The organism is Streptomyces flaveolus, from assembly GCF_044765825.1.
GTDB classification, from domain to species: domain Bacteria; phylum Actinomycetota; class Actinomycetes; order Streptomycetales; family Streptomycetaceae; genus Streptomyces; species Streptomyces flaveolus.
The window spans coordinates 322,652-334,755 of the sequence record NZ_JBIWKU010000003.1 but is presented as its reverse complement, the minus strand read 5'-3'; the positions used below and the strand labels follow the sequence as shown (position 1 = coordinate 334,755).

The 12,104-nt window shown below is 73.0% G+C and carries 13 protein-coding genes; 8 read left to right on the top strand and 5 right to left on the bottom strand.

What is annotated here, in order from left to right; genetic code table 11:
• The first annotated feature begins 17 nt into the window (after nt 1-17).
• From ACIRG6_RS11060 to ACIRG6_RS11045, 4 genes are read left to right on the top strand one after another with little or no spacing between them, the layout of a single operon-like run.
• Nucleotides 18-926, top strand: coding sequence for an ABC transporter ATP-binding protein (locus ACIRG6_RS11060; protein ID WP_381685711.1), 909 nt, complete (start codon nt 18-20; stop codon nt 924-926).
• Complete coding sequence (locus tag ACIRG6_RS11055) at nt 923-1,663, top strand: ABC transporter permease (RefSeq protein WP_318214300.1); 741 nt, start codon at nt 923-925, stop codon at nt 1,661-1,663. Before ACIRG6_RS11060 ends, ACIRG6_RS11055 begins: the two co-directional genes overlap by 4 nt.
• A complete protein-coding gene (locus tag ACIRG6_RS11050) occupies nt 1,660-2,826 on the top strand; it encodes a sensor histidine kinase (protein WP_364675943.1) in 1,167 nt (388 codons plus the stop codon). The genes ACIRG6_RS11055 and ACIRG6_RS11050 overlap by 4 nt, the downstream gene beginning before the upstream one ends.
• Nucleotides 2,823-3,437 (top strand): response regulator transcription factor, encoded by a 615-nt coding sequence (locus tag ACIRG6_RS11045; protein ID WP_403322127.1) that lies wholly within the window; start codon nt 2,823-2,825, stop codon nt 3,435-3,437. Before ACIRG6_RS11050 ends, ACIRG6_RS11045 begins: the two co-directional genes overlap by 4 nt.
• Nucleotides 3,438-3,532: 95 nt before the next feature.
• Here the strand turns inward: ACIRG6_RS11045 and ACIRG6_RS11040 are convergent, their stop codons facing one another.
• Together ACIRG6_RS11040 and ACIRG6_RS11035 are read right to left on the bottom strand one after the other, a co-directional pair.
• The gene (locus ACIRG6_RS11040; protein ID WP_318214303.1) at nt 3,533-4,387 is read right to left on the bottom strand and encodes a transglutaminase-like domain-containing protein; all 855 of its coding nucleotides are present in this window, start codon (nt 4,385-4,387) and stop codon (nt 3,533-3,535) included.
• A 58-nt stretch (nt 4,388-4,445) separates the two neighbouring features.
• Nucleotides 4,446-5,498 carry a GNAT family N-acetyltransferase gene (locus ACIRG6_RS11035; protein WP_403322125.1) on the bottom strand — a complete coding sequence of 351 codons (1,053 nt, stop codon included), beginning with the start codon at nt 5,496-5,498 and terminating at the stop codon, nt 4,446-4,448.
• Nucleotides 5,499-5,638: 140 nt separating this feature from the next.
• Between ACIRG6_RS11035 and fdxA the strand changes: the two genes are divergently transcribed.
• Together fdxA and ACIRG6_RS11025 are read left to right on the top strand one after the other, a co-directional pair.
• On the top strand, nt 5,639-5,959 hold the full coding sequence (gene fdxA / locus ACIRG6_RS11030; RefSeq protein WP_003973842.1) for a ferredoxin: 321 nt from the start codon (nt 5,639-5,641) through the stop codon (nt 5,957-5,959).
• Between the two features lie 116 nt (nt 5,960-6,075).
• Nucleotides 6,076-7,167, top strand: a complete 1,092-nt coding sequence (locus ACIRG6_RS11025) for a bifunctional succinyldiaminopimelate transaminase/glutamate-prephenate aminotransferase (RefSeq protein ID WP_365020160.1) — start codon at nt 6,076-6,078, stop codon at nt 7,165-7,167.
• Between the two features lie 71 nt (nt 7,168-7,238).
• On the opposite strand, the gene ACIRG6_RS11020 is transcribed toward ACIRG6_RS11025, so the two are convergent.
• A complete protein-coding gene (locus tag ACIRG6_RS11020) occupies nt 7,239-7,658 on the bottom strand; it encodes an ATP-binding protein (protein ID WP_364675928.1) in 420 nt (139 codons plus the stop codon).
• A gap of 310 nt (nt 7,659-7,968) precedes the next feature.
• A complete protein-coding gene (locus tag ACIRG6_RS11015; RefSeq protein WP_364818897.1) occupies nt 7,969-8,946 on the bottom strand; it encodes a heavy metal transporter in 978 nt (325 codons plus the stop codon).
• A 94-nt stretch (nt 8,947-9,040) separates the two neighbouring features.
• On the opposite strand from ACIRG6_RS11015, the gene dapE reads away from it, so the two are divergent.
• Nucleotides 9,041-10,120: a succinyl-diaminopimelate desuccinylase gene (gene dapE / locus ACIRG6_RS11010; RefSeq protein ID WP_318214308.1), complete on the top strand. Its 1,080-nt coding sequence runs from the start codon at nt 9,041-9,043 to the stop codon at nt 10,118-10,120.
• A 108-nt stretch (nt 10,121-10,228) separates the two neighbouring features.
• The gene (locus ACIRG6_RS11005) at nt 10,229-10,987 is read left to right on the top strand and encodes an LOG family protein (RefSeq protein ID WP_239772814.1); all 759 of its coding nucleotides are present in this window, start codon (nt 10,229-10,231) and stop codon (nt 10,985-10,987) included.
• Nucleotides 10,988-11,180: 193 nt separating this feature from the next.
• Here ACIRG6_RS11005 and folP read toward each other — a convergent pair whose 3' ends face one another.
• Nucleotides 11,181-12,041: a dihydropteroate synthase gene (gene folP / locus ACIRG6_RS11000; protein ID WP_350714728.1), complete on the bottom strand. Its 861-nt coding sequence runs from the start codon at nt 12,039-12,041 to the stop codon at nt 11,181-11,183.
• Nucleotides 12,042-12,104: the final 63 nt, after the last annotated feature.

The following is a 12,104-nucleotide window of genomic DNA, read 5'->3' as shown; positions in this document are numbered from 1 at the left end:
CGGCCACGATGGCTGCCATGACGACGACAGAGGCGGTCGGGTTCGACCGGGTGACCAAGAGCTACGGGGACGTCCGCGCCGTCGACGGCCTGACCCTCACCCTGCGCCCCGGGGAGACCGTGGCCCTGCTCGGGCCGAACGGGGCGGGCAAGTCGACCACGCTCGACCTGCTGCTCGGCCTCAAGCAGCCCGACACGGGCACCGTCCGGGTCTTCGGCACCGGCCCGCGCGAGGCCATCGTCGCCGGGCGCGTCGGCGCGATGCTGCAGAGCGGCGGGCTGATGGACGAGATCACCGTCGCCGAACTGGTCCGGCTCGGCTGCGCGCTCCACCCCAGGGCCTACCCGGTCGCCGACGTCCTGGCCCGGGCCGGCCTCACGAAGATCGCCGACCGCAAGGTCGACAAGCTCTCCGGCGGCCAGGCCCAGCGTGTCCGCTTCGCGCTCGCCACCGCCGGCGACAGCGACCTGATCGTCCTGGACGAGCCCACCACCGGCATGGACGTCTCCGCCCGCCAGGCCTTCTGGGCCACCATGCGCGAACAGGCCGACCAGGGCCGCACGGTGCTGTTCGCCACGCACTACCTGGAGGAGGCCGACGCCATCGCCGACCGGGTGCTCGTCCTGCACCGGGGCCGGCTGCTGGCCGACGGCACCGCCGCCGAGATCAAGGCCAGGGCCGGCGCCCGCCGGATCTCCTTCGACCTGGAGGGCGCGATCGACGAACAGGCGCTGCGCGCACTGCCGTTCCTGACGTCCCTCACCGTGTCCGGCCGGGCCGTCCGCATCCAGTCCTCCGACGCCGACGCCACCGTCCACGCCGCGTACGGCCTCGGCCTCTACCCCCGCAACCTCGAAGTCGCCGGCCTCGGACTCGAGCAGGCCTTCGTCGCCATCACCGCCGCCGAGGAGGCCAAGCAGCCGTGAACAGCCTGATCAAGCTGGAACTCACCCGCGCCCTGCGCAACCGCAAGTTCCTGTTCTTCTCGGTGATCTACCCCTCGGCCCTGTTCCTGCTCATCGCGGGCAGCGCCGACGCCACCACCGAGGTCGACGGCACCGGCCTGACCCTGCCGACCTTCTTCATGGTCTCCATGGCCTCCTTCGGCGCCCTGACCGCCGTCCTGATGGGCAACAGCGAACGCATCGCCAAGGAACGCGAGAGCGGCTGGGTACGGCAGTTGCGGCTGACCACGCTCCCGGGCCGCGGCTACGTCCTCGCCAAGACCGCGAGCGCCGCCGTCGTCAGCCTGCCCTCCATCGTCATCGTCTTCGTGGTCGCCGCCGCCGTGAAGGACGTACGCCTGGACGCCTGGCAGTGGCTCGCCCTGACCGGCGCGATCTGGGCGGGCAGTCTGGTCTTCGCCGCCCTCGGCGTCGCCATCGGATACCTGGCGACCGGGGACGCGGTCCGCCCCATCACGATGATCGTGTACTTCGGCCTGTCCATGCTCGGCGGCCTGTGGATGCCCACGACCACCTTCCCGGGCTGGCTGCGGAACATCGCCGAATGGCTGCCCACGCACGCGTACGCTGCCCTGGGGCAGGCGATCGAACAGAGGCACGCCCCGCACGCACAGGATCTCGCCGTCCTCGCCGTCTCGTTCGTCCTGTTCACGGGCGGCGCGGCGTGGCTGTACCGGAAGGACACGCTGAAGGCGTGAGCGGCGTCGGCATCGGGCAACGCCCGGAGAACCTCAGGCAGAAGGTCATCAAGTCGCTGTGGGCCGGCATCTGGCTGGTCTACCTGAGCGCCCCCGTCGTCGACCTGCTGAACGGCGGCCACAGCACGGGCGCGCGGATCGTCGGCTGGGCGGGCCTCGTCGGATTCGTCGTCTGGTACATGCTGCTGCTCTTCCGCACCGGACGCGGTGACCGCACCGACGTGGTCCTCGGCTCCCTCGCCGTCCTTGCGGCCGAGTCGACGCTGCTCGCCCTCACCCTGGGCCGGGAGTGGCTGGTCCTGTTCGTGTACGTCTCCATCGCCTCCGGCGCCGCCCTGCCGCTGCGTCTGGCCCGCTGGACGGTTCCCGGCGCGTCCGCGCTGATGACGGTCCTGGCGTTCGTCGTGCCGGACGCCAGGAGCTTCCTCGGCGGTCTGCTCGTCCCGGCGCTGCTGGGCGGCTTCGCCATGACCGGCGTACGCGAGCTGATCCGGACGACGATCGCGCTGCGCGAGGCCCGCGCCACCGTCGCCCACCTCGCCGCCAACGAGGAGCGGCTGCGGCTCGCCCGCGACCTGCACGACCTGCTCGGGCACTCGCTGTCCCTGATCACGCTGAAGAGCGAACTGGCCGGCCGCATGCTTCCCGGCCACCCGGACAAGGCCGCCCAGCAGGTCGCCGACATCGAGCAGGTCAGCCGCCAGGCCCTCGTCGACGTCCGTGAGGCCGTCACCGGCTACCGTCGCGCCCGTCTGACCTCGGAACTCGCCGGGGTCCAGGTGGCGCTGACGGCCGCCGGCGTGGACCCCGAGCTGCCCGCCGAACCCGACCTCACCGGGGTCCCCGAGGAGTCCGAGTCGGCGCTCGCCTGGGCCCTGCGCGAGGCGGTCACCAACGTCGTACGGCACAGCGGCGCCCGGCGCTGCACGGTGGAGCTGCTCCGGCGCCAGACCCTGGACGGGCAGGTGCTCGAGCTGTCGGTGGAGGACAACGGCTCCGGCGGCCCCGGCTCCGCGGACGCCCCCGGCAACGGCCTGACCGGACTCGCCGAGCGCCTGGAGAAGGCCGGCGGCGAGCTGGAGGCCGGCCGGACCCGGCACGGATTCCGGCTGGTCGCCCGCGTCCCGGCCGGCGTGGTCGCGGACGTAGGATCCGGGGCATGACCCGCACGATCAAGGTCCTGCTGGCGGAGGACCAGGCGATGGTCCGCGAGGCACTGGCCGCCCTGCTCGGCCTGGAGGAGGACATCGAGGTCGTCGCCCAGGTGGCGCGCGGCGACGAGGTACTGGAGGCCGCCCGCGAGCACGGCGTGGACGTGGCGCTGATGGACATCGAGATGCCGGGCGCGACCGGCATCGAGGCGGCGGCCCTGCTGCACCGCGAACTCCCGGCGGTGAAGCTGATCGTCCTCACCACCTTCGGCCGACCCGGCTATCTGCGCAGCGCCATGGAGTCCGGCGCGGACGCCTTCCTGGTCAAGGACGCCCCGGCGGCCCAACTTGCGCAGGCCGTACGGAAGGTCCTGGCGGGCGAGCGGGTCATCGACCCGACCCTGGCGGCCGCGGCCCTCGCCGAGGGCGCCAACCCCCTCACCGACCGCGAACGCGAGATCCTGCGCGCCGCGTCCGACGGCTCCACCAACGCGGAACTCGCCGAGGCCCTCCACCTCTCCCAGGGCACGGTCCGCAACTACCTCTCCACAGCCATCCAGAAACTGACGGCCCGCAACAGGGCGGAGGCGGTCCGCATAGCGAGGGAGAAGGGCTGGCTGTAACACCCACCCGCGCCCAGCTCGGGGCGGCACGGATGGGCGCAGGCGGCACCCCGCAACGCCGGGCCGCGCACCCCCCGCCCTCGCCGGACCGGCGTTCAGTTCAGCAACGCCCTCGCCGCCCGCGCCTCCCCCCGCACGAGCTCCGCCGCCCCCTCGTCCACCGCCCCGACCACGTCGGCATACGCGTCCAACTCCACCGCCCCCGCCACGAACTCCCCCCGCTGCACCAGCAACTGCGCCCGCTCGTACCGCAACCGCGCCGCATGCGACGGCAACAGCAACGCCAGGTCGATCGCCCACAGCCCCACGTCCGACCGCTCCGGACGAGCCGCCGCCCACGCCCGGACGTTGTTCAGGATCCGCGTCACCACGTCCAAGGGCGCCGCAGGCTCCAGCATCGACGGATGCAGCCCCGCCCCCGTCGCCCCCGCCACCAGCACCTCCGCGTCGTTCCCGCTGAGCACCCGCCCCCCGTCGAACGGATCGGCGAGCACCCGCTCCCCCTCCGGCCCGAACCCGACCACGAAATGCCCCGGCAGCGCGACCCCGTACACCGGAGCCCCCGCACGCCGGGCCACCTCCAGCCACACCACCGACAGCAGGATCGGCAGCCCCCGCCGGCGCCGCAGCACCTCGTGCAGCAGCGACGACTCCAGGCGCCGGTAGTCCGCCGCGGCCCCGTGGAACCCGTACCGCTCGCCCAGCAGGTCCCGCAGCGCGACCGCCCAGGCCCGCGGCGAACCCGGCCGGAACGGCACCTGCCCGGCCAGCCGGTCGAGCTCCATCTGCGCGGCGTCCAGACCCGCCTCGTCCAGCCCTCCGTCCGCCACGGCGCCCACCAGGAGGCACAGCGTCGACAGATCGGGCCGCTCGGACCGCGCCTCTTCGGCGAACCGACGCCGCACCTCGGCGGAACGCTCGGGCGACGGCGGATGGGGGAGGTGACGCATATCAGGCTCGTGCCCTCTCACGGCGGTCAGCGAACGACGAACGACACAGGGGCGGCACTCAGCCCCGCCCCGTCCCGGCGGCGTCTTCGGGCGCGCGGTAGTGGTGGTAGGCGTGGTGCGCCGAGAACCCCATCCCGGCGTACAGCGCCCGCGCCCCCGCGTTGTCCGTCTCGACCTGCAGCCACGCCGCCGAGGCGCCCTCGTCGAGCGCCCGCCGGGCCAGCGCGGCCATGACCTCGGTGGCGAGCCCTCGTCGCCGCTGCCCGGGATCGACCTCGACGGCCGCGAAGGAGGCCCACCGTCCGTCCACGACGCACCGCCCGATCGCGGCCGGCGCCTGCGCACCGGGCACCGTCGCGAACCACACCGACGGCCCTCCTCCACGCTCCGCTTCGCTCGCGCGGGGGGACCCCGAGCCCAGTACCCGCAGCGCCACGTCACTCACACCCTTGCGCCGATACCGCGACAGCCACGCCTCGTCGGCCTCCCGGGACAGCACCACACCGGTCCCCTCGGCCCGGTCGGCGACCGGCGCCAGCCCGCCGGTCCACACCTCGGCCGTCACCTCCCGCACCCAGCCCCGCCGCTCCAGCTCCGCGCACAGCAGCTCCTGCGTGCCCTCGGCGCCGGTGGCGGTCTGGACGTACGCGGGCAGTCCACGCGCGCCGTACCAGCGGCGTACGGCGGTCAGCGCGTCGTCGAGGGGCATCCCCGGATCGCCGAGCGGCAGCACGGAGTTGGCCCGCCGCGTGAACCCGGCGGCGGCCCGCAGCTCCCACTCACCGAGCCACTCGCTCTCCACCGGCGGCCAGGCCCTCGCGGCGACCCGCGCCAGCTCCTCGTAGTAGGACGCCGCGGGACCGCGCCGACGCGCCGGGGCGGACGGCACGACCTTGCCCGCGACCAGCGTGGATTCCGGGATCCGGACCGACTCGCCACTCTTGCGTGTGATCAGCAGCACACCGTTGTCCCATGATGTGAGAACGCCGACCGTGTCGGTGAACTTCTCACCTGCGACACCAGGTTCGCTCAAGCACCGAACGGAGACTCGTTTGCCCACGTCAGCGGCCGTAATGCGGACCTCGAGTCGGCCGGCGGCAGAGATTTCCACGGGTCGGTCCACCCCTCCTGTTCGGATCAAGCCCAAGAACGGAGATACTAGGGGCGGGCATCGACGACGCCGCGCTCCCGCGCGCCAGGCGGCGGAGCCTGAGGAGGCCCGCCAGCGCCCTATCGAGGAGGAACGACAGCGTGACCTACGTCATCGCGCAGCCTTGTGTCGACGTGAAGGACAAGGCGTGCATCGAGGAGTGCCCGGTCGACTGCATCTACGAGGGCCAGCGGTCCTTGTACATCCACCCGGACGAATGCGTCGACTGTGGTGCCTGTGAGCCGGTCTGCCCGGTCGAGGCGATCTTCTACGAGGACGACACTCCGGAGGAGTGGAAGGACTACTACAAGGCGAACGTCGAGTTCTTCGACGAGCTCGGCTCGCCCGGCGGCGCCAGCAAGCTGGGTCTGATCGAGCGCGACCACCCCTTCGTCGCCGCGCTGCCGCCGCAGAACCAGTAACGGCGGCCCGCACGCGCGCCGCCTCGGTCCCGTACGGCCCGGTCACTCCGATCGGCGCCGCACGGGACCGAGGCGTTTGCCGTACCGGGCGCCCACGACGAAAGTGAGCCAGTAACGTGTCCGCAGTCTCCGACCGCTTGCCCACCTTCCCCTGGGACAAGCTGGAGCCGTACAAGAAGACGGCCGCCGCGCACCCGGACGGCATCGTCGACCTCTCCGTCGGCACCCCGGTCGACCCGGTCCCCGAGCTGATCCAGAAGGCCCTGATCGACGCGGCGGACTCCCCGGGCTACCCGACCGTCTGGGGCACCCCGGCACTGCGCGACGCGATCACCGGCTGGGTCGAGCGCCGCCTCGGCGCCCGTGACGTCACCCACCGCCACGTCCTGCCGATCGTCGGCTCCAAGGAACTCGTCGCCTGGCTCCCGACCCAGCTGGGCCTCGGCCCCGGCGACCGCGTGGCCTTCCCGCGCCTCGCCTACCCGACGTACGAGGTCGGCGCGCGCCTGGCCCGCGCGGAGTACGAGGCGTACGACGACCCGACCGAGCTGGACCCGGCGGGGCTGAAGCTCCTCTGGCTCAATTCCCCGTCCAACCCGACCGGCAAGGTCCTTTCGCAGGCCGAGCTGACCCGGATCGTCGCCTGGGCCCGCGAGCACGGCATCCTCGTCGTCTCCGACGAGTGCTACCTCGAGCTGGGCTGGGAGGCCGACCCGGTCTCCGTGCTGCACCCGGACGTCAACGGCGGCTCGTACGACGGCCTCGTCGCCGTCCACTCCCTCTCCAAGCGGTCCAACCTCGCGGGCTACCGCGCGGCCTTCCTGGCCGGCGACCCGGCCGTCCTGGGCCCGCTCCTGGAGATCCGCAAGCACGGCGGCATGATGACCTCGGCGCCGACGCAGGCGGCCGTGGTGGCGGCCCTCGGCGACGACGAACACGTCCGCGTCCAGCGCGAGCGGTACGCGGCCCGCCGCGCGGCCCTGCGCGAGGCGCTCCTCGGCCACGGCTTCCGCATCGAGCACAGCGAGGCCAGCCTCTACCTGTGGGCCACCCGCGACGAGTCCTGCTGGGACACGGTCGCCCACCTGGCCGAACGCGGCATCCTCGTGGCCCCGGGCGACTTCTACGGCCCGGCCGGCAGGAACTTCGTCCGCGTCGCCTTCACCGCCACGGACGCCCGTGTGGCGGCGGCTGTCTCCCGCCTGTAGCGCGACAAAGCGACGGGGCCCGGGAGCGAACCCCGGACCCCGTCGCTGCAACGGGCGGCGTCGGCCGACCGTCAGCGCACCGGCAGCCCCTGCACCGGCAGCGCGGCACCCGCCGGCAGCCCGCCCTTCGTGGCCGTCGAGGCGGTGTCACCGACGACGCCACCGGCGGCGTCCGCCGCGCCACCGGCGGTCTTCTGCGCCACGGGCGTGGCCTTCTTGACGACCGAACCACCGGTCTTGCCAGCGGCCGGCACGGCCTTCTTGACGGCCTTGCCGCCGGTGTCACCCGCGACCTTGGTGGTGTCCTGCGCGGCGCCGTCGACAGCCTTGCCGACGTTCGCCCCGTCCAGCGCGGTCAGCCCGCCGAGGTTCGGGGTGGCCGGCAGTTCGGGAGCCGCACTGGCGGAGCCGGCCGCACCGACCCCGGCAGCCGCTCCCGCAGCGACGAGCAGCGCGGCACGGGCGATCCGGCGGGTCAGGGGGAGGGACATGATGCTCCTTCGACGGAAGTCAACGATGAGGTTCCGACCTCGCCCGGCGGGTGATCGCCGGGCTCGGACGCAGTGACTACCGCTCGAAGCCCGCGAAGGTTGCGGCGGCACAACGTAAAGAGTTGGCAATGCGTCGCATTATCGGTTGCACAGAAAAGCGGGCAAATGGGCTCCCCCCGGAAAGCTTGCTGAATCCTTACAGCTCTTTGCTTTCCCGGGTTCCGGGAGATTCGGGGGTGACGACGCGAAAACCTGCGCACCCCGTCGACTTCGTGCCGGTGCGGCTACCTCTCGCGGGTGACGGCTCGCACTACCGCGCGGACGTGATCCGGACCGAACGCGTGCCCTGTTCCGCACCGTGGGTGCCGGCATGGTCCGTCGCGTACCACTTGCTGTCGGTGTTCCCGGCGGTCCACTGCCGGCCGGCGTAGGTGACCCGCTCGATGCGCAGCGCGGACGCGTTGGCCACCGCCCAGTGCGCCAGCTGCCAGCCGCGCCGCTCGGCGCTGCGGTCCGTGCCCGACCCGTGGCCGTCGCCCACGGGCAGGGTCACGGTCCGCCCGTCGGAGCCGCCCCGGGCGCCCGGGGACGCCGCGGGACCGGGCTCCGTCGAGGTGCCCACCTCCGCGCCGGCCGGCTGGAGCACATCGCGTCCGAAGTCCCGCACGAGCGCCGCACGTACCGCGTCCGGCCCCTCGGCCCGGTGCGCGCCGGGACGCCCTTCGCAGGTCAGCGTCGCCGCGGACCGCCCGGTCAGGGCCGCCGCCAGCAGCGTCGCGTCCGGCTCGTGCTTGGCGTACGCGTCGGGGAAGCCGCTGCGCTGCACGCGCTGCGCGGCGACCGTCAGGGGCAGACGGGTGTAGCCGGGCACCTCGACCAGGTGGTCGTAGAACATGCCCGCCGAGTACGCCGGGTCCATGATCTCCTTCTCGGTGCCCCAGCCCTGCGAGGGCCGCTGCTGGAACAGGCCGAGCGAGTCGCGGTCGCCGTAGTCGATGTTGCGCAGCGCGGACTCCTGGAGCGCGGTCGCCAGGGCGATCGTCACCGCCCGTTCGGGCAGGTCGCGCGCGGTGCCCACGGCGGTGATCGTCGCCGCGTTCACCGCCTGCTCCGGCGTGAACTCGTAGACCGCTCGGTCGTCGTCGCCCGAGACGACCTTGCAGCCCGGCGCGCCGCCGGTGACGTACTGGACCGTGAGGTAACCGGCGACCGCGAGCAGGACCACGAAGGCAGCCCCGGTACGGAGGAGGCGGCCGCGGCGTTTGCGGGTGGAGGACGGCTCAGACACGCGTACAAGGTACTGGAGAGTAGGGCTTCTGGTGCGGCGGGTGCGGATGATGCGCGAGGACGCCGCCCACGACCCGGCGGGTAGGGTCGACGGCATGGCCGATACCCCGCTTGACCTCACGCTGGACGCCGCGGAGCTCACCGCGCGGCTCGTCGACTTCCCCTCCGAGAGCGGCTCCGAGAAGCCCCTGGCGGACGCGATCGAGAGCGCGCTGCGCGCCCTGCCGCACCTGACGGTCGACCGGTACGGCAACAACGTCGTGGCCCGCACGGACCTGGGCCGGTCGGAGCGCGTGATCCTCGCCGGGCACATCGACACCGTGCCGATCGCCGGCAACGTCCCCTCCCGGCTGGACGAGGACGGGGTCCTGTGGGGGTGCGGCACCTGCGACATGAAGGCGGGCGTCGCCGTGCAGCTGCGCATCGCGGCCACGGTCCCGGCCCCCAACCGCGACCTGACCTTCGTCTTCTACGACAACGAGGAGGTCGCCGCCGAGCTGAACGGCCTGAAGCACGTGGCCGAGGCGCACCCCGAGTGGCTGGAGGGCGACTTCGCGGTGCTCCTGGAGCCGTCGGACGGCCAGGTGGAGGGCGGCTGCCAGGGCACTCTGCGGGTGCTGCTGAGGACGACGGGGGAGCGCGCGCACTCCGCGCGGAGCTGGATGGGCTCCAACGCCATCCACGCGGCCGCCCCGATCCTCGCGCGCCTGGCCGCGTACGAGCCGCGCCACCCGGTGATCGACGGCCTGGAGTACCGCGAGGGCCTGAACGCGGTCGGCATCACGGGTGGGGTCGCGGGCAACGTCATCCCCGACGAGTGCGTGGTCACCGTCAACTTCCGCTACGCCCCGGACCGCAGCCCCGAGGACGCCCTCGCCCACGTCCGCGAGGTCTTCGCGGACTGCGGGGTCGCGGAGTTCGTGGTCGACGACCACAGCGGCGCGGCCCTGCCGGGACTGTCCCACCCCGCCGCGGCGGCCTTCATCGAGGCGGTCGGCGGCACCCCGCAGCCCAAGTACGGCTGGACGGACGTGTCGCGCTTCTCCGCGCTCGGCGTCCCGGCGGTCAACTACGGCCCGGGCAACCCCCACTTGGCGCACAAGCGGGACGAGCGGGTCGAGACGGCGAAGATCCTCGCGGGGGAGGAGCGGCTGCGGTCCTGGCTGACGGCATGATCCGGTCCGGGTTTACGCCGCTGCGTGCCGGACATGCTGAGGTCCCCCGTACGTAACCCGCGTCGATCTACGCTGAGGTGGAACCACCTGCAAACGGAGGGAGCGCACATGCCTACAGGCAACCCCGAGGGCAAGAAGCAGCCGCCGGAGGAACAGCGCCTGGGCCCGGTCCTCCGACGGCGGGGCCAGGTCCAGGAGAGCACCACGGACCAGCGCCTGCTGGACGAGCGTGCCCCCACGGACTGGGTCCACACCGACCCCTGGCGCGTCCTGCGGATCCAGTCGGAGTTCATCGAGGGCTTCGGCACGCTCGCCGAACTCCCGCCCGCGATCAGCGTCTTCGGCTCCGCCCGCACGCCCGTCGACTCGCCGGAGTACGACGCCGGCGTCCAGCTGGGCCGCGGCCTGGTCGACGCGGGCTTCGCGGTCATCACCGGCGGTGGGCCGGGGGCGATGGAGGCGGCCAACAAGGGCGCGCTGGAGGCGAAGGGCATCTCGGTCGGCCTCGGCATCGAGCTGCCCTTCGAGCAGGGCCTCAACCCGTACGTCGACATCGGGCTGAACTTCCGTTACTTCTTCGTCCGCAAGATGATGTTCGTGAAGTACGCCCAGGGTTTCGTGGTCCTGCCCGGCGGTCTCGGCACCCTCGACGAACTCTTCGAGGCGCTCACCCTGGTGCAGACCCAGAAGGTCACCCGCTTCCCCATCGTCCTCTTCGGCTCCGAGTACTGGGGCGGCCTGGTCGACTGGCTCCGGGGCACCCTGGTCGCCCAGGGCAAGGCGGCGGAGAAGGACCTGCTCCTGTTCCACGTCACGGACGACGTGGACGAGGCGGTCGCCCTGGTCTCCAAGGAGGCAGGCCGCTAGCGCTCACCGTGCCGAGCCCGGCAGGGGTGCAGGGGACGCGGGCCCGGCAGGGATGCAGGGGACGCGGGCCCCGCCGGGGGCCAGTGGCGGAGCCCCTGGTGGGGTCGAAGGGGCGAAGCCCCTGGGGACGGGAATGGGTAAGGGCGGCGGGGGCGGGAAGACCCCCACGCCGCCCCACGCGCCGCCTACGCCCCTACGCCAACCCCCGCCGAGCCACCGCAGGTGCCCGGTGGCCGGCGATCGTCGCCACCATGTCCAGCACCTGCCGCGTCTCCGCCACCTCGTGCACCCGGTACACCCGCGCCCCCAGCCACGCCGACACCGCCGTCGTCGCCAGCGTCCCCAGCACCCGTTCCTTCACCGGCCGGTCCAGCGTCTCCCCGACGAAGTCCTTGTTGGACAGGGACACCAGCACCGGCCACCCCGTCTCCACCATCTCCCCGAGCCGCCGCGTCGCCTCCAGGCTGTGCCGCGTGTTCTTCCCGAAGTCGTGCCCCGGATCGATCAGCACCGACTCCCGCGGCACCCCCAGCGCCACCGCCCGCTCGGCCAGCCCCACCGTCACGCCGAGGATGTCGGCCATGACGTCGTCGTACGTCACCCGGTGCGGCCGCGTCCGCGGCTCGGCGCCACCGGCGTGCGTGCACACCAGCCCCACCCCGTACCGCGCCGCGACCTCCGCGAGCTTCGGGTCGACACCGCCCCACGCGTCGTTCAGCAGGTCCGCCCCCGCCTCGCACACGGCCTCGCCGACCTCGTGCCGCCAGGTGTCCACGCTGATCACGACGTCCGGGAACCGCCGCCGCACCTCCGCGACGAAGCCCACGGTCCGCCGCGCCTCCTCCGCCGCCGACACCTCGTCCCCGGGTCCGGCCTTCACCCCGCCGATGTCGATGATCGCGGCCCCTTCGGCCACGGCCTGCTCCACGCGCGCGAGGGCCGGCTCGTCGCGGAAGGTGGCGCCCTGGTCGTAGAAGGAGTCCGGGGTCCGGTTCACGATCGCCATGATCACCGGCTCGTGCGGCGCGAACTCACGCCTGCCCAGCCTGAGCATCCCCTGCGACATCTCCTCGTCCATACCGTCCCTCACGTCCCGCTCCGGCTCCGACGTCCCGCT

Coding starts and splice junctions, on each gene's coding strand:
- ACIRG6_RS11020 (WP_364675928.1), bottom strand. CDS start 7,658: ATGTCCCTCCCCCTGACCCGCCGGATCGCCCGTGCCGCGCTGCTCGTC.
- dapE (WP_318214308.1), top strand. CDS start 9,041: ATGGCCGATACCCCGCTTGACCTCACGCTGGACGCCGCGGAGCTCACC.
- folP (WP_350714728.1), bottom strand. CDS start 12,041: ATGCTCAGGCTGGGCAGGCGTGAGTTCGCGCCGCACGAGCCGGTGATC.
- ACIRG6_RS11045 (WP_403322127.1), top strand. CDS start 2,823: ATGACCCGCACGATCAAGGTCCTGCTGGCGGAGGACCAGGCGATGGTC.
- ACIRG6_RS11060 (WP_381685711.1), top strand. CDS start 18: ATGACGACGACAGAGGCGGTCGGGTTCGACCGGGTGACCAAGAGCTAC.
- ACIRG6_RS11005 (WP_239772814.1), top strand. CDS start 10,229: ATGCCTACAGGCAACCCCGAGGGCAAGAAGCAGCCGCCGGAGGAACAG.
- ACIRG6_RS11040 (WP_318214303.1), bottom strand. CDS start 4,387: ATGCGTCACCTCCCCCATCCGCCGTCGCCCGAGCGTTCCGCCGAGGTG.